This window comes from Bradyrhizobium sp. HKCCYLRH2047, assembly GCF_051168175.1.
In the GTDB taxonomy this organism is placed as follows: Bacteria; Pseudomonadota; Alphaproteobacteria; order Rhizobiales; family Xanthobacteraceae; genus Bradyrhizobium.
Window position 1 is genome coordinate 136,788 of record NZ_JBNPUM010000001.1, and the last position, 25,143, is coordinate 161,930.

Consider the following 25,143-nt stretch of genomic DNA (forward strand, 5'->3'; position numbering starts at 1 on the left):
TTGCACGCGCATCTGCGGCGTGGCGTCGCGGCGAAGGAGATGCACGGGAGCCTCTACGTCGTCCTGCAACTCAGGATCACGGATGACGGCACAACGGCTCACGTGCTGCTCGTGCGGGGACTTCGCAACTAACCACACGCAGGAAACGCAACGCGCCTTGCGGACACGGCCTCAATCGTAGAACGGCGTGAACAGAACCAAGGGTCCCGGCGGATAGGCTGGCGTGTAGTCCGTGGGACGGTCGAGATAATGCGGCACCTCTGCCGTCGCCACCACAGGCTTCGATCGGCGACCCTGCCGGCGCGGGCCAGCATCCGTGACGGTCTGACGCGCCTGCGTAACGGCGGGAGCTGCGGCGACAGGAGAGGTGGCGGCGGAACTTGCGAGCAGCATCGCCACCGTGACAATGCCGATCCCGAACCAGGTTCTGTCGACTGATGGTTTCACGGCGAATCTCGTTGCCAGCCCCCATCAACATGCAGGCCCGCAAAGCGGGCCTGCATGATTTCGGTCATTGTCTCGATCGGACGGAAAGCGCGACTTACCAGCGGCCGTGATGGCGATGTCCGTAGTGATGCGGCCGCCAGTGATGACGCGGATGGTAGTAATGCCGAGGATAATAGTGGCGCCGGGGATGCCAATGCCGGCGGCCGTGCCAATGCGCCTGAGTGGTCTCCTGCGCCGTGCCCTGCTGCACCGCGGTCGCGGCGCCCGGATTGATCAGCGACAGCGCCTGCGCGCGTTCGGCGGGGGCAGCCATCACGAGAACGGCGCCAACCGCCGCGATGCCCAACAGTTTCATCACAGTCATGAACTTCTCCCTCGATCGCCTGACATCACGTCCGGCTCCGTACATTCCGCCTTGTCAGTTGCCTGAATGGCGGCCGCAGCAGCGCGACGCAGATCAGTCTCGAACGAGCGACGTGAATGGGACATGAAGACCTGCGCAGGAGCAGAATGCCGAATGTCGCGCGTGGTTCCGCCGCAGTGCGCGACATATCGGCACTGTGTCCGGACGGTAACATCAGGGCAACGTCGCGATCGATCGCGACCAGATCATGTGCGCGCCTGCCGAGCCGATCAGTGCGGGGGACCCAGGAGTCAGCCGCGTCGCCAGATGCAACTCATATGCGGGACGATCACGGTGCCGCTCGGCCGATGCTCCGGAACATAGGTGGCATCGCATACCCGAACTGCGTTCGGCCCCGGATTGAAGCGCGGCACCACGTCGGGCTGCCAATGACCCTCGTAGCGCGGATAGATCTGGATTCGTCGTTGCCGGCGCTGCGCGGAGAGATCGGTGCTCACCTCACTCTGCACGGCGCCGCGCGCGCCGGCGGCCTGCTCCGCTTGCGCTGCCGCCGAGATCGAGACCACGACCGCCGCAGCCAGCGCCGCTCCGGCCAGCACCATCGACATCTGCCTCATCTGTCCCCCACCCCCCAGTTCGCGCGTCACGGTCGCCGGTTTCATCCCCTGCGTCAACCAGCTCCGCCACACATGTCATAGAACCAAGATGCAAGATGATCAAAGCCGGGCTAGAAGGCGGCAATGTGGACAGATCTGAAAGCCCCCTCGCTCGCCGACATGGAAGTCATGGCGCACGAGATGTTCGAGCGTCTGCCCGAGCATTTTCGCAGGATGTGCGAGGGCGTCGTCATCCGGGTCGACGACTTTCCGACCGAGGAGGTGCTCGACGAGATGCAGGCCGAAAGCGAGTTCGACCTGCTCGGCCTGTTTCAGGGCACGGGACTGCCGTTTCGCAGCAATGACGACCTGCCGCGCCTGCCCAACATGATCTGGCTCTATCGCCGACCGATCCTCGACTACTGGGCCGAGCACGACGAGAGCCTCGGCCACATCGTCCGCCATGTCCTGATCCACGAGATCGGCCATCATTTCGGAATGTCCGACGACGACATGGAGGCGATCGAGGCGTCCGTCGACTGACGATCCCGCCGATAGCACCGGGATTTTGACTTTATCCGTCCTGCCGTTCGGGCTAAACAGCGGCCTGCCCGTATTCTCGAAGGTGCCCCGATGGACAAGTTCACCACGCTGGAAGGCGTCGCCGCGCCGCTGAAGATCATCAATGTCGACACCGACATGATCATCCCCAAGCAGTACCTGAAGACCATCAAGCGCACCGGCCTCGGCAAGGGCCTGTTCTCGGAGCAGCGCTACAAGGACGACGGCAGCGAGAACCCGGATTTCGTGCTCAACCAGCCGGCGTACCGCAACGCCAAGATCCTGGTCGCCGGCGACAATTTCGGCTGCGGCTCGAGCCGTGAGCACGCCCCCTGGGCGCTGCTCGATTTCGGCATCCGCTGCGTGATCTCGACCTCGTTCGGCGACATCTTCTACAACAACTGCTTCAAGAACGGCATTCTGCCGATCCGCGTGTCGCAGGCCGATCTCGACAAGCTGTTCGACGACGCCGAGCGTGGTGCCAACGCGACCCTGACGGTCGATCTCGCCAAGCAGGAGATCCGCGGCCCCGACGGCGGCACCGTCAAGTTTGACATCGATCCGTTCCGCAAGCATTGCCTGCTCAACGGGCTCGACGACATCGGCCTGACGCTGGAAAAGAAGGCCTCGATCGACAGCTATGAGGCCAAGCTGGCCGAGCGCGCCTGGGCCTGAGCCCCGCCTGACAGCCGAGAGTTCACGGGCCCCGGACCTCGTCCGGGGCCTTGTTTCGAGAGCAGCCCAGCAGGTCCGCCGTTGACGCGTGTAGTGCCCGAGGTCGTGACCTTCTGGCGGGGGCCGCTCGACCGGCTGCGCCAGACCTGCCTGCGGTCGCAGCTCGCGGCCGGCCACAAGGTCACGGTCTACAGCTTCGATCCGCTGCCCGGCCTGCCCGACGGGGTCGGCAATGCCGAGGCCGAGGCGATCCTTCCTTACGCATTCTCCGAACGTCTCAGGCCGCCGCAGCCCGACGGCAGCTGGCGCGATTGGACCACCTTGCAGTTCAGCGACTTCTTCCGGATGCGGCTGATGGCACAACGCGCCGGCCTCTGGCTCGATGCCGACGTGCTGCTGCTCAGGCCGGTCGAGATTGATCCGGCTCTGCCCTACTTCGCCTGGGAGCGGCCGCGGCAGCTCGGCAATTCCGTGCTCTACCTGCCGCCGGAGGATCCGATCGTCGCCGAATTCACCGCGCTGATGGCGCAGGACGAGCTGACGCCGAACTGGCTGTCGCTGCGTCACCGCCTCACCTTTGCGCTGCGCCGCCTGCGCGGCGGCTCCGACCGCCTGTCGGACATCCGCGTCGCCATCTTCGGCCCGGCCGCGCTGACGGCGCTCGGCCGCCGCCATGGCTCGCTGCGCCATGCGCTGCCGAAGCGCAGCTTCTACGCGGTGCATGCCGAGCCGAAGGCGTTCTTCGATCCGTCCGACTTCTCCGGGTTGATCGCTGATCCCCAGATCATCGGCCTGCACATCTCGCCGAAGGGTCGCGGCGGCGAGGCGCCGATCCCCGGCAGCCTCTATGCGTGGGCAGCCGAGCGATTTGCCCCGCGCTGACCGTCGCCGCGCAGCTTTGCGGCCGGCGCAGGGCCGATTTGCTGCTTGATCTACCGCAACGTCCGCGCGTCCACCCGGTGATTGATTGCGGTCAATCATCGGAGACGTGTCATGACCGTAGACGCCAAGCCCTATCCGCGGGTTCAGTTCCTGATCGATACGTTCGCGCAATGGCTCCGGCACCGGCGTGAGCTGAGCGAGCTCCGGCAGCTCGACCGCGACGATTTCGAGCGCATCGCGATGGACCTGCAGGTCACGCCGGCCGATCTCGACGAGCTGGTCCGCCAAGGCGAGCATGCCGCCGACGAGCTGCCGCAGATGCTGAAGGCGCTCGGCATCGACGAGGCCGCGCTGGGGCGCGCCGAGCCGCTGGTGCTGCGCGACATGGAACGCGTCTGCGCCATGTGCAAGGACAAGCCGCGCTGCCATCGCGATCTCGCCGCCGGCACGAGCGCCGAGCACTACGAGGAGTACTGCCTCAACGCCCCGACCATCGACCGTCTGGGCGCCGCCGCGGTCAAGCACTGATCGCCACCTCCCTCCCGCCCAGCGGAGCTACGCGATGAGCCTGCCGAATCTGCACCGCAACACCTGGCTCCATGTCGGCGCGGCGATCCTGCTCGCGCTCGGCGCGATGCTGCTGATCCGGCTGCACAATGCCGGCGGCGTAACGCCGGCCGCCGACAGCGTGCAGGCGGGGCGCAAGCTGGCGGAGGCCTGGTGCAGCACCTGCCACGCCATCGACGCCAGCGGAGCGAGAGCCCAGACCACGACCGCCCCCGATTTCGTGGCGGTCGCCAACATGCCGTCGACGACCGAGCTGTCGCTCAAGGTGTTCCTGCAGAGCAGCCATCCGACGATGCCGAACGTCATCCTGACGGCCGAGCAGCGCGGCGACCTCGTCAACTACATCCTCAGTCTCCGCCGCATCTGACGCCTCACTTCGCCACTGCCGCGATCGCATCGGCGATCGCGATCGTGCGTCGCGCCATCTCGGCATGCAGCCGCTCGACCATACGGCCGTCGATCTGGATGGCGCCGCGCGAGGCATTCTCCGGCAGCGCGAACGCGGCAATGATCTTGCGTGCCGCAGCGACCTCGTCGGCCGGCGGGGTGAAGATCGCGTTGCACGCATCGATCTGGCCGGGATGGATCAGCGTCTTGCCATCGAAGCCGAGATCGCGGGCCTGGATGCATTCCTGCGCGAAGCCGTCGGTGTTGGCGAAATCGCTGTAAGGCCCGTCCAGAATCTCCAGCCCATGGGCGCGCGTCGCCAGGATGCAGTGGCTGATCATCGGCAGCATCGTGGAGCGGCCCGGCAGCATGCGGATGCGGGTCTCGCGCGAGATGTCGTTGGGCCCGAACACGAAGCCAGCGAGCCGCGAGCCGTCCTCGTGCACGGTGGCCGCGAGCAGATCGGCATCGAGCACGGCACGCGCCGTCTCGATCATCGCCCATACCTTCAGCGCCGGATCAGCCCCGACCTCGGCCAGACGATCCGTGACCAGGCGGAGGTCCTGGACGGTCGACACCTTGGGAACCAGGATGCCGTCGGTCGCCGCCTGTCCGGCCATGGCGACGTCGTCGCTCCACCACGCCGTATCCAGGCTGTTGATCCGGATCAGCAGTTCCCGCTTGCCGTAGCCGTCGGCCGCCACCGCTTTGGCGATCTGGTCGCGGGCGGCGGCCTTGGCGTCCGGCGCCACCGAATCCTCGAGATCGAGGATCAGCCCGTCGGCCGGCAGGTTCCGCCCCTTCTCCAGCGCGCGCGCATTGGAGCCGGGCATGAACAAAAGACTGCGGCGCGGGCGGATCATTTCGGCGTTTCCCTTGGTTTATCGGCGCGGCCCGCGATACCATTTCGGGAGCCGGCCCGAAAGGCTTGTTCCCGGAAGCCGCATGTGTTTAGGCAGGATCCATGATCTCGTTTCCGCAACGCCTGCTCGAAGGCTACCGCGCCTTCACCACCCAACGCCTGCCGACCGAACAGAGCCGTTACCTCGAGCTCTCGGAGCGCGGCCAGTCGCCCGAAGTGATGGTGATCGGCTGCTGCGACTCGCGCGTCTCGCCCGAAGTGATTTTCGACGTCGGCCCCGGCGAACTGTTCGTGCTGCGCAACATCGCCAACCTGGTGCCGATCTATCAGCCGGACGCCAACGCGCATGGCGTGTCGGCGGCGCTGGAATATGCCGTCACCGTGCTGAAGGTGAAGCACATCGTCATCCTGGGCCATGCCCAGTGCGGCGGCATCCGCGCCTTCGTCGACAAGGCCGCGCCGCTGTCGCCGGGCGACTTCATCGGCCGCTGGATGTCGATGTTCATCAAGCCCGGCGAGGTCGTCGAGCAGCGCACGCATGAGAGTTTCCAGGACTTCGTCACCCGGATCGAGAAGGCCGCGGTGTTCCGCAGCCTCGAGAACCTGATGACCTTCCCGTTCGTGCGCAGCCGCGTCGAGGCGGGAGACCTTCAGCTCCATGGCGCCTATTTCGGCGTCGCCGAGGGTTCGCTGTTCGTGCTCGACAAGGCCACCAAGGAATTTCGCAGCGCGCGCGCTGGCGAGTAGCGAATAGGGAGTAGCGAATAGATCCGGTCCCAATTCGCTATTCGCCATTCGCTACTCGCCCTTCTCAATGATCGCCCGACCAGCGGTCCGAGAGCGCCAGCATCAGGGTCGACACCACGAAGGTCATGTGCACGCCGACCAGCCAGGCGAGCTTGGTCGAGTCGTAGCCGGCGTCGAGATTCATGAACGCCTTCAACAGCTGGATCGCCGAGATCGCGACGATCGAGGCGAGCAGCTTCTGCTTCAGTGCGGCGAAGTCGACCTTGGTCATCCATTCCGGCCAGTCCGGATGGCCGCCCGGATCGATGCGCGAGACGAAGTTCTCATAGCCGGAGAACACCACGATCAGCACCAGGTTGCCGGTCAGGCAGACGTCGATCAGGCTGAGCACGCCGAGGATGATGTCGCTCTCCTTGGCGGACGGCAGATGAACGATATTCTCCCACAGCAGCAGCACGAACTTGAACAGCAGCACGACGAGGCTGACGACGAGGCCGACATAGAACGGCGCCATCAGCCAGCGGCTCTTGAACAGGAAGCCTTCAAGCCCGCGCTCGAGCGGACCCGGCGCGTGCTTCGCCGTCACGGATGCTTCCGCCGGCTCGGTCTTGCTGCTCTCTGCCAATTACAATCCCCACCCAGAAAGCGCTCGGTCGTCCCACTGGGACTGTCGCAGCGAATGACCCTTCTGATTAGTTATTCCGTCATGCCCGGGCTTGTCCCGGGCATCCACGTCGTTCTCAGTGCGCCGTACCGCGTGGATGGCCGGGACAAGCCCGGCCATGACGACTTGGAGACAGATGATCACAACACTTCGATTGTCATATGCGATGGCCGGACGCTTGCAGGGAAAGGGGGCCCACCGTCAGCCTCTCACGCCGCCTTCTTCTTGGCGGTGATCAGCTTGCGGTTGATCAGCACTTCCGCGATCTGGATCGCGTTCAGCGCCGCGCCCTTGCGCAGATTGTCGGACACGCACCAGAAGGCGAGGCCGTTCTCGACCGTGCCGTCCTCGCGGATGCGGCTGATGTAAGTCGCGTCCTCGCCGGCCGCCTCATAAGGCGTCACGTAGCCGCCCGGCTCGTGCTTGTCGATCACGAGACAGCCCGGCGCGTTGCGCAGGATGTTGCGGGCCTCGTCCGCCGTGATCGGATTCTCGAACTCGACGTTGACGGCTTCGGAGTGGCCGACGAACACCGGCACGCGCACGCAGGTCGCGGTCAGCTTGATCTTCGGATCCAGGATCTTCTTGGTCTCCGCCATCATCTTCCACTCTTCCTTGGTGAAGCCGTCTTCCATGAAGACGTCGATCTGCGGAATGACGTTGAAGGCGATGCGCTTGGGGAACTTGTTGTTGATCAGCTCGTCGTTGGTGTAGACGGCCTTGGTCTGCGAGAACAATTCGTCCATCGCATCCTTGCCGGCGCCGGACACCGACTGATAGGTCGACACCACGACGCGCGTGATCTTCGCCTTGTCATGCAGCGGCTTCAACGCGACCACGAGCTGGGCGGTCGAGCAGTTCGGATTGGCGATGATGTTCTTCTTGTTGAAGCCGGCGGCGGCGTCGGCATTCACCTCCGGCACGATCAGCGGCACGTCGGGATCCATGCGCCAGGCCGACGAGTTGTCGATGACGACCGCGCCGGCGGCGCCGATCTTGGGCGACCACTCCTTCGACACCGAGCCACCGGCCGACATCAGGCAGATGTCGACATCGGCAAAATCGTAGTGCTCGAGCGCTTTGACCTTCAGCGTGCGGTCGCCATAGGACACCTCGACGCCGACGCTGCGGCGTGAGGCCAGCGCCACGACCTCGTCGGCGGGGAATTGGCGCTCGTCGAGAATATTGAGCATTTCCCGTCCGACATTGCCGGTCGCGCCGACCACTGCGACTTTGTAACCCATCGTTCACTCTCCGAAGAAATAAGGCCGGCCGCGTATGTCAGCGGAAACCGAAGCGGCAGCGCTTCTATGCGAGAAACGTCCCTGACACAACGTTACCACGACGTCTCGCATTCGATGCAGTCCAATTCGGCCAGAACAGCCGCAGCGCCCCGATCCGGGTCCGTCCTGCAAGGGCTCAAGAGCTTCGCGGACGAGGTCTGCGGCACGTTTGCGCGCCTGTTCGCCTATGTGGGGGCTCTGGCGCTGATCGCCATGCTCGGCGTGGCCGGCTGGAACCATCTCGACCGCGGCGATGACACGCCCGGCCGCGCCGGCTGGACCTTGGCCGACGCCGCAGTGCCGGCGTTCTCGCTCCGCCTCACCGACCAGCCCGACAGGACCGCCACCTATACCGTGCTCACCCACCCCGAAGGCGGCCGCAAGGACGTGCTGCGCTGGGGCGAGCCCGCCGATCGGCCGACTGCCGAGCTCGAGGTCTACCGGTTCGGATCGGAGCGCGATGCCAGGCGTGATCCGCGGGCCGATCTCGCGGTCCGGATGGGGCGCAGCACCGCCTCCGAACTCGAGACCGCGGGCGTGATCGACAGCCGGTTCGGCCCAGTCGGCCTGGTGCGCCGGGCCGGGGCGCCCGAGGGCGCCGGGGCCTGCCTCGGCTTTCTCAAGACCATCGCCGAGCCGAGCTTGCGGATCTCCGGCTGGTCGTGCCAGGGCGTGACGATGCCGGCGCGCCGCGCCATGGTCGGCTGCATGCTCAACCGGCTGACCCTGCTGGCGCCCGACCGGCACCGGGCCCTGAGCCAGCTGTTCACGGGGTCCGATCAGCGGCGCGGCGGCTGCGACGAACCCGCCGTCGCCACCGGCAGCCCCGATTGGGTGACGTCGACCGCCAATCCGAGGCTGCGCGGCGCGCTGTGAATGTCCGCCTGCGTCCGGATGTTGCTGGGCGTGACCACGCCCCATTCGGGCGTCCGCATCGGCAGCCAAGTGACGGATTTTGATGCAACTTTCCCGCCACAGCGGGAATTTATCTTCGGTGCGGCCGCGGGAATGACCTTGTGATGCCACAGCCGACCCAGATATTGTGCGAGCCAAATCATGCGCATGGCGAGCGCCCGCCCCTTTTGGCGCGAGGAAGAGGACGTGATGATTGAATTTTCTGCTGCGACCCGGGTCAAGGCCTTGGCGGTGATCGCCGCGACCGGTCTTGCCGTCACGTCTCTTGCCGTCACCTCGGCCGATGCCGCTCCCGCCAAGCGCCGCGTCACGACCACCTATAGCAGCGGCAATCCGAACTACTCCTACCAGTCCGGCCCGCGCACCCGCATCTACATCACCCGCCGCTCCTTCCTCGACGGCGGGACCGAGGTTCTCCCCGGCGACCGCAAGTTCTCGGATTACGCCTTCCCACCGGCCGTCGGCTATCCGTCGTTCGCCCGCGAGAACCTGAACCGCCCGATCGACCGCCAGCCGCTGATGGCGCCGTCCGATCTGGGTGGCTACCCGACCCGGATTCCGATCCCCTACTGAGGACGGCAGCATCATCCGATGATCAAGGCCGGGCCCCGCCCGGCCTTTTGCTTGTGAGGAGGTGCCAAGACGCCGGAGCGTGCTGGATGCCCCGGGGCGCGGGACATGGCGATCAGGAAACATGCAGCCACCTTCTCGCGGCGCTGATGCGTCCGAGTGATGCGTCGATGTCCGCCCTCATCGGAAGCGAGGGCGCAGGGAAGGCCGAGCCTCGGCTGAGGCCCGTGGCCCCCGTGCGGAAAGAATGCACGGGGCAGGAACCACAGGTACAGCCGGACCGACCCGGCCTTCCCTGCGCGATGGTTTTCACGTTTACTCTGCGCTCTCCCCGGTGTCCGGCCTGTTAGCCACCGTCGTCGTCGGGATCATCGCCCTTCCGACTTGGCGCCAGCATCGGGGCGCCAGGACCACGCAGCTTCACGTCCGCAAGAGCCTCGTTCGTCCGCATGCCCCAAGGACATGCTGCGGGCCCTCGCGGCCACCGCATCCCCGCCTCACGCCTCGTGACGATCGCGAAACGCCCCTCGCTGGCGAGACGGGATAGGGATGAGAAACCATGGATTCTGGAAAAACGAAAGAAGAATTTTCGGTGCGGTCAGGGCGGCAGAACCCATCGGATTGATTGCGCGGGCGAAATGAGTCTTTCGACGCAGCCGAATCCGGGCTGAAAAATGTGCGCTCAAGCGTGAGAGGCCACGTCGATCGCGCGAACGACAAACTGATTTGCCCGACGAGCAGGCGGGCTACGCCGGGGTGCGACGGCGATTCGAGCCCGCGCTGATGAGTTGATCGAGCTATATCAGCAACGACGGTGCCCTCCCCTCCCCGCGAGGGGGAGGGGAGCAGACTGTCAGCGTGGCGAGAGCCCGGCTGAAATGAGCACTCGCTCCAACTATGCCGCGAGCTTCTCCAGCTCCTTGATGATCGCCTCGCCCATCTGCGTAGTCGAAGCGGGCGTCGAGCCCTCGGCCTTGATGTCGGCGGTGCGCAGACCCGAGGCCAGCACGGCGGCGATGGCGGCGTCGAGCTTGTCGGCGAGCGCGCCCATGTCGAAGGAGTAGCGCAGCGCCATGCCGAACGAGGTCAGCATCGCGATCGGGTTGGCGAGACCCTTGCCGGCGATATCCGGCGCCGAGCCGTGCACCGGCTCGTACAGCGCGCGGCGCTTGTGGGTCTTGGCGTCGACCTCGCCGAGCGAGGCGGACGGCAGCATGCCGAGCGATCCGGTCAGCATCGCCGCGATGTCCGACAGCATGTCGCCGAACAGATTGTCGGTGACGATGACGTCGAACATCTTCGGGTATTTCACCAGGTTCATGCCGCCGGAATCGGCGAGCTGGTGCTCGAGCGTGACGTCCTTGTACTCGCGATTGTGGACCGCGGTGACGACCTCGTTCCAGAGCACGCCCGACTTCATGACGTTGCGCTTCTCCATCGACGTCACCTTGTTCTTGCGCTTGCGCGCGAGGTCGAAGGCGACGCGGGCGATGCGCTCGATTTCATAGGTGTCGTAGACCTGGGTATCGATCGCGCGCTTCTGGCCGTTTCCGAGATCGGTGATGGTCTTTGGCTCGCCGAAATACACGCCGCCGGTGAGCTCGCGCACGATCATGATGTCGAGGCCCTCGACGATCTCGCGCTTCAGGCTGGAGGCATCGGCGAGCGCCGGATAGCACACGGCGGGACGCAGATTGGCGAACAGGCCGAGATCCTTGCGCAGGCGGAGCAGGCCCGCCTCGGGACGCACCTCGTAGGGAACGCCATCCCATTTCGGACCGCCGACGGCGCCGAAGATGATGGCGTCGGCCGCCTTGGCCTTGTCCATGTCGGCTTCGGAGATCGAGGCGCCATGAGCGTCATAGGCGGCGCCGCCGACCAGGCCGTCCTCGGTCTCGAACGAGGCCAGTCCCTTGGCGTTGAGCCAGCCGATCAGGCGCTTCACCTCGGCCATCACTTCGGGGCCGATGCCGTCGCCGGGCAGCAAAAGGAGCTTCTGGGTCGCCATGGTCGTTGTCCTCACGGGGCTTGTCATGCCGGGGCATTGCGCGGGCATCCATCCTTGGGATGGCTGGATTGCCGGTCTGCCTCGAGCGGATCGAAAGCAGGCGCCCGGCAATGACGGGATCTCTCAAAACGGCGGAGTGCTAAAGCCCTCCTGCGCCGTTGGCAAGCCACCATTGCCGGCGCACCACTTCTGTCGCGGCGAGGTGGGCGGTAATGTGCGCGAAAATCGCGGCCGAATAGCATGAATTGCCGGCCGATCGCCGCGCCGGAGCATGTCTTGCCAGCCTCCCCATCCGACCCGACACCGGCCCACCCGGCGTTGACCAACCTCACGCTGTCGCTGGGTCCGATCATCGGTCTCGGCATCGGCCGCTTCGCCTACGCGCTGGTGCTGCCGGACATGCGGGACAGCCTGCATTGGTCATACTCGGCGGCCGGCTTCATGAACACGGTCAACGCCGCCGGCTATCTCATCGGCGCGCTGATCGCCGCGCAGCTGGCCCGGCGCTACGGCGGCCTGGCCGCAGTGCGCGGCGGAACGCTGGCGGCGCTGGCCTCGCTCGTGGTGTGCGCCATGACCGGTGACTTCATCGCGCTCAGCCTGGCGCGGCTCGTGACCGGCATCGGCGCCGGCGTCGCGCTGGTGGCCGGCGGCGCGCTGGCGGCGCGGGTCGCCCTGGCGCGGCCGGCGCAGGCGAGCTTCGTGCTGAGCCTGTTCTATGCCGGGCCGCCGCTCGGCATCGTCATCTCCGGCCTGATCGCGCCTTTCGTGCTGCAGGCCTTCGGGCCCGGCTCATGGTGGATCGTATGGGCCGTGCTCGCCGCGGTCGGCGCGGTGCTGATCGGGCCGCTGCTCGCGATGCGGCTCCCGGCGAACGCCGCCACGGCGGAGACCCGCACCGACCGCGTCTCGCTGCGGCCGATGGCGATCTATCTGTTCGGCTACTTCCTCTACGGCGCCGGCTATATCGCCTATCTCACCTTCATGATCGCGTATGTGCGCGATCTCGGCGGCGGCGCCGCGGCGCAATCAGGCTTCTGGTGTCTCATTGGCCTCGCCGGCTTCACCACGCCCTGGGTGTGGCGGCGCGTGCTGGCGCTCGACCGCGGCGGCTGGCCCACCGCCCTCATCCTCACCATCAACGCGATCGGCGCCGCCCTGCCCTCGCTCAGCCATTCGCCTGTCATGCTGACGCTGTCGGCCGCTGTGTTCGGCATCGCCTTTTCGACCGTGACCACGGCCACCACCGCCTTCGTGCGCTTCAACCTGCCGCAGAGCGCCTGGCCGGGCGCGATCGCCGCGCTGACCATCTCGTTCGGCGTCGGCCAGACGCTCGGACCCTTCGCCGTCGGCGCGATCACCGATGCGATGGGAAGCCTGACCTACGCGTTGAACGTTTCAGCCGCGCTGCTGCTGCTGGGCGCGGTGATGGCGGCGATGCAAGGCAAGCTGAAGCGCTCCGACCGCACCTAGCTCACGGTGTCGTCCCGGCGAACGCCGGGACCCATACCGCGGAAGCTATCGAGGGATGCGGCTGCCAGTTGCCTGCCTCATACCCCCCTGTGGTTATGGGTCCCGGCGTTCGCCGGGACGACAGCGGAGTGTGTCGCGCGCAGCTCGGCCTCAAGCGGACCGACGCTCAGCTCCCGCTGAACGAATTGTACCCCTGGTCCTCCCAATAGCCGCCCTTGTAGTCGTTGGTGATTTCCATCGCGACGACGTATTTCGGGTTCTTGAAGCCGAGCTTGGTGGGCACCCGGATCTTCATCGGGTAGCCGTAGGCGCGCGGCAGGATCTGGTCGGCGAACTTGAAGGTCATCTGGGTCTGCGGATGCAGCGCGGTGCGCATGTCCAAGGGCGAGTTGTAGCCGTCCTTGTCGGCGCAGTTGAACCAGACGTACTTGGCGCGCGTATCGGCGCCGATCAGCTTGAGGAAGTCGCGCAGCGGCGTGCCGGTCCAGGAGCCGATCGCGCTCCAGCCCTCGACGCAGATGTGGCGGGTGATCTGCGTGACCTGCGGCAGCGCATGCAGCTCGTCCAGCGTCCACGACTTCTTGTTGTCGACGAGGCCGCGCACCTCGAGCTTCCAGTCAGCGGCATCGATCTCCGGCGCCTCGTCGAGCGTGTAGTAGGCATTGAACGGGAACGGCTTGGTGATCGCGCTCTCCGGAAAGGTCGGCGCCAGCGCGTCCGGATTGAACATCCAGGCCTGCACGGCGTCGTTGAACTTCGACACCTTCTTGAGCAGCTCCTCGGCCGTGTCGCCGTCGACGACGTCGCAGCCGGTGAGCAGGGTCAGCGCGCCCAGGCTGGCGCCGCCGGTAAGGAAGCGGCGCCGGGTGAGGTCGGGCATCACCTTCAACGAGTCCTTGATCAGGAGCCGCTTGTCGACGCCGGGAATGAGGAACGGACGCTTGGCCATGATACTCTCTCCTCTCAGCGGCCGATGATCATCGCGCGCAGGCTCTTCGGCACCAGCAGCGCGAGCAGGATGTGGATCACCAGGAAGGCGCAGATCAGCGCCATGCAGACGAAATGGACGTAGCGCGCCGCCGGATAGTCGCCGAACAGGCTGACCAGCCAGTGCAGCTGGACCGGCTTCCACATCGACAGGCCGGTGAGCACGACGACGATGCCGACGCCGATGATGCCGAGATAGAGCAGCTTCTGCACCGCGTTGTAGGCGGTGAGGTCGTCATGGGCGAGCTTGAAGGTCAGCGCGGCCTTGAGGTCGGCGATGACGGACGCCGGCGAGACCGGCAGCAGCTTGCGGCGGAACCGGCCGGTGGCGAGACCGGTGACGAGATAAGCGAGCCCGTTCAGCATCAGCAGCCACATCGCCGCGAAGTGCCACAGCAGCGCGCCGCCGAGCCAGCCGCCGAGCGTGAAGCTGCGGTCGAAGCGGAAGTCGAACAGCGGCGAGGCGTTGTAGATCTGCCAGCCCGACATGATCATCATGATCATGGCGGCCGCATTGATCCAGTGCATGACGCGCACCCAGGCCGGCTGAATGACCTTGGCCGCGACTCCAGTTGCAGGTCCCCCGGTCGCCGCGAGGGTCGAGGGGGCGCTGGTGGTGGCGCTCGTCATGGCGGTCGGCTCCGTCGCTTGCATTCGTCACGGTCATTATACGCCGGCTCGGCGGGCCCCGTTACGCTCCGGCGCCGATGAAAACGATACGCAGAAACTATGGCGTTCACAAAAAAGCGAGCCGGGGGTGGGCCCGGCTCGCTCCTGGTCACATCCGCGAGGAGGAGGAAGAAACGGATGTGTCCGGTGTCGCGCCGGGCCTCACGACGCCGGCATCAGCACGGTGTCGACCACGTGGATGACGCCGTTCGACTGGTTGACGTTGGGGATCGTGACCATCGAGGTGCCGCCCTTGGCGTCGACGATCATGACGTTCTTGCCCTCGCGCTTGACCGTGAGCTGCTCGCCCTCGACCGTCTTCAGCATCTGGCCGTCCTTCAGGTCGGACGCCTCGAGCTTGCCGGGCACGACGTGATAGGTGAGGATCTTGGTCAGCGTCGCCTTGTTCTCCGGCTTGACGAGGCTGTCGACGGTGCCGGCCGGCAGCTTGCCGAACGCGGTGTTGGTCGGCGCGAACACCGTGAACGGTCCCTTGCCTTCCAGCGTCTGCACGAGGCCCGCGGCCTTCACCGCGGCGACCAGCGTCGTATGATCCTTCGAGTTGACCGCGTTCTGCACGATGTTCTTCGACGGGTACATCGCCGCGCCTCCGACCATCACGGTCTTCTCTTCGGCGTGCGCGGGTGCGACGACGATCGAGGTCAGCGACAGCGCGCTGAAGGCGGCGGCAGCGAGGAAGGCAATGCGCTTGGACATGGGTAGCTCCCTAATGAAGACGGCGGCAGCGCCGCACGATGAGTTCGACTGCGACATCGATGCGTTGGAGAGCGCTGTTGCTCTCGCGTCGTGTCGGGCCGAGCTACGCCGCGTCCGGAAGCGAGTTTCGGCGCATAATTTAACGTGATCCGTGAAACCTGCGGCGATCGAGATCGTCTCGCCGACTCATTGAACGAGATCTGCGCCGCAATGTCGCAGCCTGCTGCGAACTGATCAGCTCTCTGTCGGTCATTGGCCGAGGCCGATGACCGATCATCGCCGCCATTAACTACAATGCGAGCCGAGCCCGGCCGAACCTGCCGAAAACATTGCGAGTAAGACTTTCTTAAGGTTGATTGGTCGGCACGGCGCCGGCTGCGGGAAGGGGATGTCCCGCACTGTCCGGCGCGATCGGCGGGGGTTTCCTACAGTGAACAGAACGATCTGGATTGCGGGGTTCTGCCTCGTGATAATCTGCTGCTTGCTTGCAACGAAGATGGTGCTCGCCGCGGCGACGCCCGGCGACATGAGCGACACGACCTCGTCGCTGATCCACGAGCCCATTCCGGGCGTTGATACGCTGAGCGAGACGGATCGCAGCTTCGCGACACAGCCGATCGAGTACAACGAGGACGTCTATCTGCCACTGGTCTCGCGGGCCGTGCGGGCGGAAGGGCGTAGCGCGTCGCCGGCGCGCCGGGCGAAGGCCGCCGGCAAAGCCGCTGTGCTGCGGCCGGCCAAGCGCAATCCGCAGCCCGTGAAGACGTCGGCGGCGTCGTGCAAGCAGCTCGACCCGATCGCGCGGTTCCTCGCCTCGGCGAAGATTGGGCCGCGGTGCCAGGCCTGATCGTTTGAAGCGTCAGGCCGAGACCGCTGTCACCACTTGCGCCAGCAATTGCTCGCGCCGCGTCTGCGAGCGCTGGCCCTTCATGGTGGCGGCGAAGCGTTCGAGGATGCCGTCCTCGAACGCCGTGACGATGGTGTCGTGCACGTAGCTCTTGCGGCAGATCGCCGGCGTGTTGGTGAGCTCGTCGGCGGCGGCGCGGATCGCTTCCAGGATCTGCTTCTTGCGGCCGCGCGCGCTCGCCGCGGGCGTGATTCGCGACAAGGTCTCCAGCGCGACGGCCGAGGCCATCAGCGTGCGGAAATCCTTCAGCGAGATCTTGATGCCGGCGATCTCGCGCAAGAAGGCGTTGACCTGCGTGGTCGAGACCGCGCGCACCACGCCCTGGGCGTCGCGGTATTGGAACATGCGGCGGCCAGGCACGCCGCGCAGGATGCCGACGGCCCGCACCAGCTTGGCGGCGTCGCACTCCTTGCGCACCGCCTTGCCGCCCTTGGCCTTGAAGGTCAGCACCAGCGAGTCGTCCTCGAGCGTGACGTTGGATTTCAGCAGCGTGGTGGCGCCACGGGTGCCGTTCAGCCGCGCATAGGATTCGTTGCCGGGACGGATCGCAGTGCGCGCGATCAGCTCGATCACGGCTGACAGCGTGAACTCGCGCGTCGGCTCGTCGCCGGCAAGATGTTTCGACACCGCGCGGCGGATGCGCGGCAGCGCGCCGACCAGCTTGGCGAGACGATGCGCCTTGCGATGCTCGCGCACCTTCTCCCAATCGGCGTGATAGCGGTATTGCAGCCGGCCGGCGGCGTCGACACCCACCGCCTGGAGATGCAGGTTCGGATCGGGGGCGTAGCGCACCTCGCGATAGGCCGGCGGCACCGCCATCGCATGCAGGCGGCGAATGGTGCCGGCGTGGCGGATCGGGGTGCCGTTGGCGCGGATGAAGGTATAGCTCTTGCCCCGCCTGATGCGGCGGATGGTCAGCGCGGTCTGGTCGCCGAGCTTCAGCCCGATACGCTTGGCGAGTTCCTCGACCGAGGTCTTGGCGTTGCCTTGCGCGTCGGCGGTCTTGGCGTGGGCGAGATCCTTCAGGGTCAGCTTGCGGCGCGGCGGCTTGGGCGGCCACTGGCCCAGCGCCTTCGCGAGCGCGACATCGGCATCGGCCGGGCCGACCCGCGGGCTCTCGAAATTCTGCTGGTCCATCATTGCTTTAGACGCCCTGCCGCCGTTTTCATCCGCTCAATGCCCCGGAGTCCGGTTTGGTTCCGGCCGGGTTATCCACAGCTTCAAGGCGATTTAGGGCGTGACGGGCCGGATAGCGAGTCCCTAATTTTGGGCAGAACGGTTGCAAAATACCGGTGCGCGCCCCGATTCCGGGTAACCTTGATGCGGCGGACTGTAATGACCTCCGAGGTGCGACCGGCGCGCGCAACCTCCGCGCACAATTCTTTGATCCTGCGCAGACCGCCTCCCCGCCGAAGGTCCTACTTGTCTTGCCTTGTCGCCGCCGGTTACGCGGACGCATAGTGGGAACAACGATGGCCTGCGCCGGACCACGGCGGGCCGCATGTGGAGGGTGTGAAATGTCCGAGAAGATCTACGACGTTCCGGCCGAATGGGCGAAACGCGCCTTCGTCGACGACGCGAAGTACCAGGAGATGTACGCGCGCTCGATCAAGGACCCCAACGGCTTCTGGGCCGAGCAGGCCAGGCGCGTCGACTGGGTCAAGGCACCGACGAAGATCGAGAACGTCTCCTACGCACCCGGCAACATCTCGATCAAATGGTTCGAGGACGGCGTCCTCAACGCCGCCTATAACTGCGTCGACCGCCATCTCGCCACCCGCGGCGACCAGACCGCGATCATCTGGGAGGGCGACGACCCCTCGCAGTCCAAGCACATCACCTATCGCGAGCTGCACGACGAGGTGTGCAGGATGGCCAACATCCTGCGCAACCGCAACGTCAAGAAGGGCGACCGCGTCACCATCTATCTGCCGATGATCCCGGAGGCGGCCTATGCGATGCTGGCCTGCGCCCGCATCGGCGCCATCCATTCGGTGGTGTTCGCCGGCTTCTCGCCGGACTCGCTCGCCCAGCGCATCAAGGACTGCGATTCCAAGATCATCATCACCGCCGACGAGGGCCTGCGCGGCGGCCGCAAGGTGCCGCTCAAGGCCAATGTCGACGCGGCGCTGAACAAGGTCGACAATGTCGACTGGGTCGTCGTGGTCAAGCGCACCGGCGGCAAGATCGAGATGAATCCGAGCCGCGACCTCTGGTACCACGAGGCTGCGGAGATGGTGACCACCGAATGCCCGTGCGAGCCTGTCAATGCGGAGGATCCGCTGTTCATCCTCTACACCTCGGGCTCGACCGGCCAGCCCAAGGGCGTGCTGCACACCACCGGCGGCTATCTCGTCTACGCCGCGATGACGCATCAATACGTGTTCGACTATCACGAGGGCGACGTCTACTGGTGCACCGCCGACGTCGGCTGGGTCACCGGCCACAGCTACATCCTCTATGGACCGCTGGCCAACGGCGCCATCTCGCTGATGTTCGAAGGCGTGCCGAACTATCCGGACAATTCGCGGTTCTGGAACGTCATCGACAAGCACAAGGTCAACATCTTCTACACCGCGCCGACCGCGATCCGCGCCCTCATGCAGGGCGGCGACGCGCCGGTGAAGAAGACCTCGCGCGCGTCTCTGCGCCTGCTCGGCTCGGTCGGCGAGCCGATCAATCCGGAAGCCTGGGAGTGGTATCACCGCGTCGTCGGCGACGACCGCTGCCCGATCGTCGACACCTGGTGGCAGACCGAGACCGGCGGCATCCTGATCACGCCGCTGCCGGGCGCGACCAAGCTCAAGCCGGGCTCGGCGACGCGGCCGTTCTTCGGCGTCGTGCCCGAGATCGTCGATGCCGATGGCAAGACGCTGGAAGGCGCGACCGAGGGCAATCTCTGCCTCACCCGCTCCTGGCCGGGCCAGATGCGCACCGTGTATGGCGATCACGCCCGGTTCGAGATGACCTACTTCTCGACGTACAAGGGGAAGTACTTCACCGGCGACGGCTGCCGCCGCGACGCCGACGGCTATTACTGGATCACCGGCCGCGTCGACGACGTCATCAACGTTTCCGGCCACCGCATGGGAACGGCCGAGGTGGAGAGCGCGCTGGTGGCCCATCCGAAGGTGTCGGAAGCCGCCGTGGTCGGCTATCCCCACGACATCAAGGGCCAGGGCATCTACGCCTATGTCACCCTGATGGCCGGCGAGACGCCGACCGAGGATCTGCGCAAGGAGCTCGTCGCCTGGGTGCGCAAGGAGATCGGCCCGATCGCCTCGCCCGACCAGATCCAGTTCGCGCCGGGCCTGCCCAAGACCCGCTCCGGCAAGATCATGCGCCGCATCCTGCGCAAGATCGCCGAGGACGAGCCGGGCGCGCTCGGCGACACCTCGACGCTGGCCGATCCCGGCGTGGTCGATGATCTCGTCCAGCACCGGCAGAACCGCAAGGAGAAGCAGGCCTAGCGCATGTCCGCTGGACCTCTCAGGAGACGGTTGGAGAACGCGGCCCGCCTGGGCTGCGTTCTCCTCGCTTTGGCCGGCGGGATCGGTCCTTCGACGGCGCAGCTCATGCCGCAGTCGCCGGAACTGAAGACCTCGGTCGCGTTCTTCTACCGGGATCCGCGCATCGAGGGCCTGGCCCACGTGTTCGCGACCCTGAAGTCGGAAGGTCGGGATTGGACCGCCTACCCGCCGGTGACCGGGCTGTTGGCGCGGTCCTTCGCGCTGCATCCGGACTGGATCGATCGGCTGGCGCCGCCGGAGGGAGACGGCAAGGCGGCTTCGGCCTTCCTGGCCGCGGTCCGGCTCTCGGGACATGTCGCTGAGGCTGGCAGGTTTCGCGGCCGTTTCGGCGCCAGCGCCCTCGACGCCACGCTGGAGGATCAGTTCGGCAGCGCTCCCGCCCGGCTCGAGGACATCACGATCAGGACCCCGACCGACCTGGACCTGCTGTGGGGCGCCTCGTTCGCTGAAGGCGACGGCCGCTATGTGCGCATGATCCTCGACTTCTTCGCCTCCATCACCAATCAGTCCGAGCTCATCGCGCTCGACACCGCCCGTCTCACGGTGGCCATGGTCGGCGGTCCGAAGGACATCTACGACACGCTGGAGCAGCGCTACGACGCGGCCCAGCGCGGCCGGATGGTGGTTGCGGCCGCAGCCCTGTGGGCCATCGGATCGAACGTGCGCCAGCACGACTACGTCCGCCAGGCGACGTCCGACTACATCCACGATCATCCGCGCACATTCGCCGTCCGGGCGCTGTCGGCGATCACCCGCCTCAAATAGATTGCACGTGCCCGGCCGGGTTCGCTCCGCTGGCCCCGCCGGCGAATCCGTGTTGCGGGCCGGATTCCGGCCGAGTGTTGTTTTCAGGTCATTTACTTGCAGAGGAAGTTTTCATTTCCTCCAGCCATCCGAGTGCTCCCGCAAGAGCGGAGGTCGCAGCGATGGGGCGAAGAGGAATGGCAAGGCCGAATGGAGCGATCGGGCCGGCCGTGAAGGCGGCGATGATGGCCGCGTCGGTGGTCGGAGCCACGGTCACGACGGCCGACTCTGCGTCCGCCCGTCCCGAGCTGGTCAGCATCGCCGGCGACTATTCGCCCGGCACGATCGTGGTGAGGACCGGCGAGCGCAAGCTCTACCTCGTGCTCGATGGCAGCCACGCCATGCGCTACACGGTCGGCGTCGGCAAGGCCGGCCGGCAATGGGCCGGCACCACCAAGATCGACGGCAAGTACAAGAATCCGGCCTGGGCGCCGCCGGCCGACGTCAAGCGCGACAAGCCCAACATCCCCGACGTGATCCCCGGCGGCTCGCCGCAGAATCCGATGGGCGTCGCGGCCATGACGCTCGCGGGCGGCGAATATGCCATCCACGGCACCAACGTGCCGAACTCGGTCGGCGGCTACGTCTCCTACGGCTGCATCCGCATGCTCAACAGCGACATCACCGACCTCTACGAGCGCGTGTCGATCGGCACCACGGTGGTCGTGACCCGCTGAAGCCGAAGCGGCCGAACTGATTCTCCGTCACCCGCGCCATCACCATGCCTGACGGCGCGCGCCCGGCGGATGCATCAGAAGTCCGAGATGATTCCCTTTTTCTCCCAGTCGCCGTAACGGGTCGGCTCCGGTCCTTTCGGACCCTGCAGCTCCTTCGGCATCAGCGTCGTCTGCTCCGCCGCGAGACGACGCCGCTCCTCCGCCTCGGCCAGCGCACGCTGCGCGGCCGGAGTGAGCGGCTTGCGCGGATTGTCGTTGCTGGCGACCACCGACAATGCGGGCTTGCGCTCGTTGTTGGGTTCGTTGCTCATCGTACCATTCCACCGTTGCACCGGATCCTTCCCGACATCATCAGATCGTGTGAGCACGCCGGGGAAAACAGGTCTAAAAAAAGCGGAGCCGATTCTTACATTTGGCATATTCCGGTGACAGAGGACCCGCAAGCTGATGGCATGCACCCGATGGTCGCGGAACTGCCTTTCTTCTTTCGCGAGTAATTCCCAGGCATGCCTCCGCCGCGTTTTGCGACCCCTTCCGAAGTCCCAGGCCTGGCGGCACGACGCATCGCCGCCGACGTGGTCGACGGCGTGCTGCACAAGCATCGCACCCTCGACGATCAGCTCGACGGAACCGGCGCGCATCCCGGACTGAAGCATCTCGCCGATCGCGACCGCGCGCTGATGCGCCGGCTGGTCGCCACGACCTTGCGGCGGCTCGGAACGCTCGGCCACGTGCTGTCGCGGCTGCTGGATCGTGGCGTGCCGACCGACGCGCCGCGGGCGCAGAGCGCGCTGCTGATCGGCGCCGCCCAGATCCTCTGGATGGACGTTCCCGACCACGCCGCCGTCGACCTCTCCGTCCGCCTGGTGCAGGCCGACCGTCGCGCCGCGAAATATGCCGGACTCGTCAACGCGGTGCTGCGGCGCTGCGCCCGCGAGGGCGCGAGCCTGCTCGACGATGCCACCGGTCAGCCGCTTGATATCGCGCCCTGGCTGCTCAAGCGCTGGATCGATCATTACGGCGAAGCGACCGCCAGGGACATCGCCGCGGCGCTCGGCCAGGAGCCGTCGCTCGACCTCACGGTGAAGTCGGACCCCGGGCAATGGGCAACGCGACTGCATGGCGAGGTGCTGCCGACCGGCACCGTGCGCACCGTGCTGCATGGCTCGGTGACGGTGCTGCCGGGCTTTGCCGAGGGACAATGGTGGGTCCAGGACGCCGCTGCCGCCCTGCCTGCGCACCTGCTCGGCAACGTCAGCGGCAAGGCCGTCGCCGACCTCTGCGCAGCGCCGGGCGGCAAGACCGCCCAGCTCGCCCATGCCGGCGCCCGCGTCACCGCGGTCGACCGGTCGCCGGCCCGGATGAACCGGCTGAAGGACAACATGACCCGGCTGCAGCTCGCGGCCGAGACGGTCGTGGCCGATGCCGCCGAATGGCAGCCGGCCGAGAGCGGCGGCTTCGACGGCCTGCTGCTCGATGCGCCCTGCACCTCGACCGGCACGATCCGGCGCCATCCCGACGTCGGCTGGTTGCGCAGCGAGGCCGACATCACCGCATTGTCGGGCCTGCAGACGCGGCTGCTGACCAGGGCGGCCAGCCTGCTCAAGCCGGGCGGAACCCTGGTCTACTGCACCTGTTCGCTGGAGCCCGAGGAGGGCGAGCAGGTGGTCGAGCGCGTGCTCGCCGAAACCACCGAGCTGCGCCGCATCCCCGTGACCTCCGGCGAGGTGGCAGGACTGGCCGAGCTGGTCACGCCGGCCGGCGACCTGCGCACCCTGCCCTGTCATTTGCCGCACCAGGACCCCCGGCTTGGCGGTCTCGACGGTTTTTATGCGGCGAGACTGGAGCGGCGGCCGTGAGCGTGTCATCGTGTGCGCTCTGCGCCGGCCCTGCGTCGGCCGCGCTTTGAGGGCGTCGGCGTTGCGTTAGTCCGTTTATATCCTGATTTTGCACCAGATTCTGGTCCCGCGATGGTGCTGCACCGGGGCCAAAAATGGTGTATCGGCGGCAGTTGCGATCTATGAAGGATGCGCAACCGAATCCCCCTCTGAATCCAAGGCTTGGCGTGTCCGCCGCTCAACGCAGACGCATATCGACGCTGGTGATGGGCCGCTTTGCGCGCAGCCTGATGTCCAACGTCAGCGGTGTATCGGTATCCGTGTCCGGGCTGTGGCCAGGACGCGCGGACCGGCTCATCATTGCGCCGCATGACCTGCGCACGTCGGACGCGACGCGGGCGGCCGAGATCTATGCCGGACGCTTCGTCTTCGCCGGCAAGATCGTGACCTGCCACGGCCGTTCGATCTTCGACCTGGAGCCGCCGTCCGAGGACTGGGAGGTGGCCCTGCTCGGCTTCGGCTGGCTGCGACATCTGCGCGCAGCCGATACCGCGCTGACCCGCGCCAACGCCCGCGCTTTGGTCGACGACTGGATCACCAACCAGATCGGCCGCCATCCCTTGAGCCGGCGCGCCGACGTGCTGGCGCGGCGGGTGATCTCGCTGTTGTCGCAGGCCCCGCTGGTGCTGGCCGATTCCGACGGCAAGTTCTACCGCCGCTACCTGCGCGGGCTGACCCGCGAGATCCGCTATCTGCGCTATTCGACCATCGACATTCCCGATGGCGCGCCGCGGCTGCAGGTGCTGATTGCGCTGTGCTACGCGGCGCTATGCCTCGCCAACCAGGCCAAGCACATCCGCAGCGCGACCCGGAAACTCTCGGACGAATTGCAGCGGCAGATCCTGCCCGATGGCGGCCACGTCTCGCGCAATCCGGGCGCGCTGATCGAGCTCTTGATCGACCTGCTGCCGCTGCGGCAGACGTTTGCGGCCCGCAACATCGCCCCGCCGCCGGCGCTGCTCAATGCCATCGACCGCATGATGCCGATGCTGCGCTTCTTCCGGCACGGCGACGGCAACATGGCGCTGTTCAACGGCATGGGCGGCACCCCGTCCGACCTGCTGGCGACCCTGCTCGCCTATGACGACACCCACGGCACGCCGATGGCGAGCATGCCGCATTCCGGCTTCCAGCGGCTCGACGCCGGACCGATGACGGTCATCGTCGACACCGGTCCGCCGCCGCCACCGCATCTGAGCCATGAGGCCCATGCCGGCTGCCTCGCCTTCGAGATGTCCTCCGGACCGTGCCGCATCGTGATCAATTGCGGCATGCCGTCGACTGGCCGCGACAATTGGCGTGCCTTCGCGCGCAGCACGGTGGCGCATTCGACGCTGACCTATCACAACACCTCGTCCTGCACCTTCGTCGAGATGTCGGCGATGAAGCGCCTGCTGCACGGCGCGCCGATCGTGTCGGGTCCGACGCGGGTCGAGAACTTCCGCGAGATCGTGCCCGACGGCACCGTGCTGTCGACCTCGCACAACGGCTACGCGGCGAAATTCGGCCTGATCCATCGCCGCGTGCTGGTGGCGGCCGAGGATGGCTCGCGGCTCGACGGCGAGGACACTGTGACGCCGGCGCAGGGCGCGCGGCTTCGCGGCGGCGGCTCGGACTACGCGCTGCGCTTCCACCTGCACCCGGCCGTCAAGGCCAGCCGGCTCAGCGACGGCCGCGGCGCCATGCTCGTGCTGCCCAATCGCGAGGTCTGGACGTTCGAGACGTTCGACGACCGCGTCGATCTCGAGGACAGCGTGTTTCTCGCCGGCAATGACGGTCCGCGCCGCACCACCCAACTGGTGATCCGGCAGGACGCGCAGCAGGCCCCGTCGATCCGCTGGAGCTTCGTCCGCTCGTCAGTGTCGCCGACCGAGACCAACGGGCGCCGCAACGCGCGGAAAGAGCCGGAACTGCCGCTGTGATCGGTACGGCGCCAAGGAATGAGCCGACGAA

General features: G+C 66.4%; 27 protein-coding genes. 15 read left to right on the forward strand and 12 right to left on the reverse strand.

Annotated elements, in window-relative coordinates; genetic code table 11:
- Nucleotides 1-171: 171 nt before the first annotated feature.
- The 3 genes from ACQR1D_RS00635 to ACQR1D_RS00645 form a co-directional block, all read right to left on the reverse strand.
- Complete coding sequence (locus ACQR1D_RS00635; RefSeq protein WP_315800733.1) at nucleotides 172-447, reverse strand: hypothetical protein; 276 nt, start codon at nucleotides 445-447, stop codon at nucleotides 172-174.
- Between the two features lie 94 nt (nucleotides 448-541).
- Nucleotides 542-811: a hypothetical protein gene (locus ACQR1D_RS00640; protein ID WP_315800734.1), complete on the reverse strand. Its 270-nt coding sequence runs from the start codon at nucleotides 809-811 to the stop codon at nucleotides 542-544.
- Between the two features lie 290 nt (nucleotides 812-1,101).
- The gene (locus ACQR1D_RS00645; RefSeq protein WP_410051388.1) at nucleotides 1,102-1,410 is read right to left on the reverse strand and encodes a hypothetical protein; all 309 of its coding nucleotides are present in this window, start codon (nucleotides 1,408-1,410) and stop codon (nucleotides 1,102-1,104) included.
- A 141-nt stretch (nucleotides 1,411-1,551) separates the two neighbouring features.
- On the opposite strand from ACQR1D_RS00645, the gene ACQR1D_RS00650 reads away from it, so the two are divergent.
- From ACQR1D_RS00650 to ACQR1D_RS00670, 5 genes are all read left to right on the forward strand, one after another.
- Nucleotides 1,552-1,950 (forward strand): metallopeptidase family protein, encoded by a 399-nt coding sequence (locus ACQR1D_RS00650; protein ID WP_315800736.1) that lies wholly within the window; start codon nucleotides 1,552-1,554, stop codon nucleotides 1,948-1,950.
- Between the two features lie 90 nt (nucleotides 1,951-2,040).
- Entirely contained in the window at nucleotides 2,041-2,643 is a 603-nt protein-coding gene (gene leuD / locus ACQR1D_RS00655) for a 3-isopropylmalate dehydratase small subunit (RefSeq protein ID WP_315800737.1), read from the forward strand.
- An 81-nt stretch (nucleotides 2,644-2,724) separates the two neighbouring features.
- Nucleotides 2,725-3,525: a hypothetical protein gene (locus ACQR1D_RS00660; RefSeq protein ID WP_434838834.1), complete on the forward strand. Its 801-nt coding sequence runs from the start codon at nucleotides 2,725-2,727 to the stop codon at nucleotides 3,523-3,525.
- A gap of 111 nt (nucleotides 3,526-3,636) precedes the next feature.
- On the forward strand, nucleotides 3,637-4,053 hold the full coding sequence (locus tag ACQR1D_RS00665) for a DUF6455 family protein (protein WP_315800739.1): 417 nt from the start codon (nucleotides 3,637-3,639) through the stop codon (nucleotides 4,051-4,053).
- A gap of 34 nt (nucleotides 4,054-4,087) precedes the next feature.
- Nucleotides 4,088-4,459 (forward strand): c-type cytochrome, encoded by a 372-nt coding sequence (locus ACQR1D_RS00670; RefSeq protein ID WP_315800740.1) that lies wholly within the window; start codon nucleotides 4,088-4,090, stop codon nucleotides 4,457-4,459.
- A gap of 4 nt (nucleotides 4,460-4,463) precedes the next feature.
- Here ACQR1D_RS00670 and ACQR1D_RS00675 read toward each other — a convergent pair whose 3' ends face one another.
- Nucleotides 4,464-5,342, reverse strand: a complete 879-nt coding sequence (locus ACQR1D_RS00675; RefSeq protein WP_315800741.1) for an HpcH/HpaI aldolase/citrate lyase family protein — start codon at nucleotides 5,340-5,342, stop codon at nucleotides 4,464-4,466.
- A gap of 101 nt (nucleotides 5,343-5,443) precedes the next feature.
- Between ACQR1D_RS00675 and ACQR1D_RS00680 the strand changes: the two genes are divergently transcribed.
- Entirely contained in the window at nucleotides 5,444-6,088 is a 645-nt protein-coding gene (locus ACQR1D_RS00680) for a carbonic anhydrase (protein ID WP_434838833.1), read from the forward strand.
- A 64-nt stretch (nucleotides 6,089-6,152) separates the two neighbouring features.
- Here the strand turns inward: ACQR1D_RS00680 and ACQR1D_RS00685 are convergent, their stop codons facing one another.
- Nucleotides 6,153-6,713 carry a TIGR00645 family protein gene (locus ACQR1D_RS00685; RefSeq protein WP_434838832.1) on the reverse strand — a complete coding sequence of 187 codons (561 nt, stop codon included), beginning with the start codon at nucleotides 6,711-6,713 and terminating at the stop codon, nucleotides 6,153-6,155.
- A 248-nt stretch (nucleotides 6,714-6,961) separates the two neighbouring features.
- Nucleotides 6,962-7,996, reverse strand: a complete 1,035-nt coding sequence (locus ACQR1D_RS00690) for an aspartate-semialdehyde dehydrogenase (protein WP_316238545.1) — start codon at nucleotides 7,994-7,996, stop codon at nucleotides 6,962-6,964.
- A 114-nt stretch (nucleotides 7,997-8,110) separates the two neighbouring features.
- Here ACQR1D_RS00690 and ACQR1D_RS00695 point away from each other — a divergent pair, with 114 nt between their 5' ends.
- Both ACQR1D_RS00695 and ACQR1D_RS00700 read left to right on the forward strand, forming a co-directional pair.
- A complete protein-coding gene (locus ACQR1D_RS00695) occupies nucleotides 8,111-8,911 on the forward strand; it encodes a hypothetical protein (protein WP_315800745.1) in 801 nt (266 codons plus the stop codon).
- A gap of 228 nt (nucleotides 8,912-9,139) precedes the next feature.
- Nucleotides 9,140-9,523, forward strand: coding sequence for a hypothetical protein (locus ACQR1D_RS00700; protein ID WP_434838831.1), 384 nt, complete (start codon nucleotides 9,140-9,142; stop codon nucleotides 9,521-9,523).
- Between the two features lie 892 nt (nucleotides 9,524-10,415).
- On the opposite strand, the gene leuB is transcribed toward ACQR1D_RS00700, so the two are convergent.
- The gene (gene leuB / locus ACQR1D_RS00705; RefSeq protein ID WP_315800747.1) at nucleotides 10,416-11,528 is read right to left on the reverse strand and encodes a 3-isopropylmalate dehydrogenase; all 1,113 of its coding nucleotides are present in this window, start codon (nucleotides 11,526-11,528) and stop codon (nucleotides 10,416-10,418) included.
- A 276-nt stretch (nucleotides 11,529-11,804) separates the two neighbouring features.
- On the opposite strand from leuB, the gene ACQR1D_RS00710 reads away from it, so the two are divergent.
- Nucleotides 11,805-13,001: a YbfB/YjiJ family MFS transporter gene (locus tag ACQR1D_RS00710; RefSeq protein ID WP_315800748.1), complete on the forward strand. Its 1,197-nt coding sequence runs from the start codon at nucleotides 11,805-11,807 to the stop codon at nucleotides 12,999-13,001.
- 166 nt (nucleotides 13,002-13,167) lie between these two features.
- Here ACQR1D_RS00710 and ACQR1D_RS00715 read toward each other — a convergent pair whose 3' ends face one another.
- The 3 genes from ACQR1D_RS00715 to ACQR1D_RS00725 form a co-directional block, all read right to left on the reverse strand.
- Nucleotides 13,168-13,950, reverse strand: coding sequence for a molybdopterin-dependent oxidoreductase (locus ACQR1D_RS00715; RefSeq protein WP_434838830.1), 783 nt, complete (start codon nucleotides 13,948-13,950; stop codon nucleotides 13,168-13,170).
- A gap of 14 nt (nucleotides 13,951-13,964) precedes the next feature.
- Nucleotides 13,965-14,618 carry a cytochrome b/b6 domain-containing protein gene (locus ACQR1D_RS00720; protein WP_434838829.1) on the reverse strand — a complete coding sequence of 218 codons (654 nt, stop codon included), beginning with the start codon at nucleotides 14,616-14,618 and terminating at the stop codon, nucleotides 13,965-13,967.
- A 201-nt stretch (nucleotides 14,619-14,819) separates the two neighbouring features.
- Nucleotides 14,820-15,374: a fasciclin domain-containing protein gene (locus ACQR1D_RS00725; protein ID WP_316180273.1), complete on the reverse strand. Its 555-nt coding sequence runs from the start codon at nucleotides 15,372-15,374 to the stop codon at nucleotides 14,820-14,822.
- A gap of 481 nt (nucleotides 15,375-15,855) precedes the next feature.
- Here ACQR1D_RS00725 and ACQR1D_RS00730 point away from each other — a divergent pair, with 481 nt between their 5' ends.
- The gene (locus tag ACQR1D_RS00730; RefSeq protein WP_434838828.1) at nucleotides 15,856-16,221 is read left to right on the forward strand and encodes a hypothetical protein; all 366 of its coding nucleotides are present in this window, start codon (nucleotides 15,856-15,858) and stop codon (nucleotides 16,219-16,221) included.
- Between the two features lie 12 nt (nucleotides 16,222-16,233).
- Here ACQR1D_RS00730 and ACQR1D_RS00735 read toward each other — a convergent pair whose 3' ends face one another.
- A complete protein-coding gene (locus ACQR1D_RS00735) occupies nucleotides 16,234-17,421 on the reverse strand; it encodes a DNA topoisomerase IB (RefSeq protein ID WP_434838827.1) in 1,188 nt (395 codons plus the stop codon).
- Nucleotides 17,422-17,798: 377 nt separating this feature from the next.
- On the opposite strand from ACQR1D_RS00735, the gene acs reads away from it, so the two are divergent.
- From acs to ACQR1D_RS00750, 3 genes are all read left to right on the forward strand, one after another.
- A complete protein-coding gene (acs, locus tag ACQR1D_RS00740) occupies nucleotides 17,799-19,751 on the forward strand; it encodes an acetate--CoA ligase (protein ID WP_434838826.1) in 1,953 nt (650 codons plus the stop codon).
- 105 nt (nucleotides 19,752-19,856) lie between these two features.
- Nucleotides 19,857-20,576, forward strand: a complete 720-nt coding sequence (locus ACQR1D_RS00745; RefSeq protein ID WP_434838825.1) for a hypothetical protein — start codon at nucleotides 19,857-19,859, stop codon at nucleotides 20,574-20,576.
- A 221-nt stretch (nucleotides 20,577-20,797) separates the two neighbouring features.
- Entirely contained in the window at nucleotides 20,798-21,292 is a 495-nt protein-coding gene (locus ACQR1D_RS00750) for a L,D-transpeptidase (RefSeq protein ID WP_434838894.1), read from the forward strand.
- 74 nt (nucleotides 21,293-21,366) lie between these two features.
- Here ACQR1D_RS00750 and ACQR1D_RS00755 read toward each other — a convergent pair whose 3' ends face one another.
- Entirely contained in the window at nucleotides 21,367-21,603 is a 237-nt protein-coding gene (locus ACQR1D_RS00755; protein WP_434838824.1) for a DUF1674 domain-containing protein, read from the reverse strand.
- A gap of 195 nt (nucleotides 21,604-21,798) precedes the next feature.
- Between ACQR1D_RS00755 and ACQR1D_RS00760 the strand changes: the two genes are divergently transcribed.
- Together ACQR1D_RS00760 and ACQR1D_RS00765 are read left to right on the forward strand one after the other, a co-directional pair.
- Nucleotides 21,799-23,151, forward strand: coding sequence for an RsmB/NOP family class I SAM-dependent RNA methyltransferase (locus ACQR1D_RS00760; RefSeq protein ID WP_434838823.1), 1,353 nt, complete (start codon nucleotides 21,799-21,801; stop codon nucleotides 23,149-23,151).
- A 245-nt stretch (nucleotides 23,152-23,396) separates the two neighbouring features.
- Nucleotides 23,397-25,112: a heparinase II/III family protein gene (locus ACQR1D_RS00765; RefSeq protein ID WP_434838822.1), complete on the forward strand. Its 1,716-nt coding sequence runs from the start codon at nucleotides 23,397-23,399 to the stop codon at nucleotides 25,110-25,112.
- The last annotated feature ends 31 nt before the right edge of the window (nucleotides 25,113-25,143 follow it).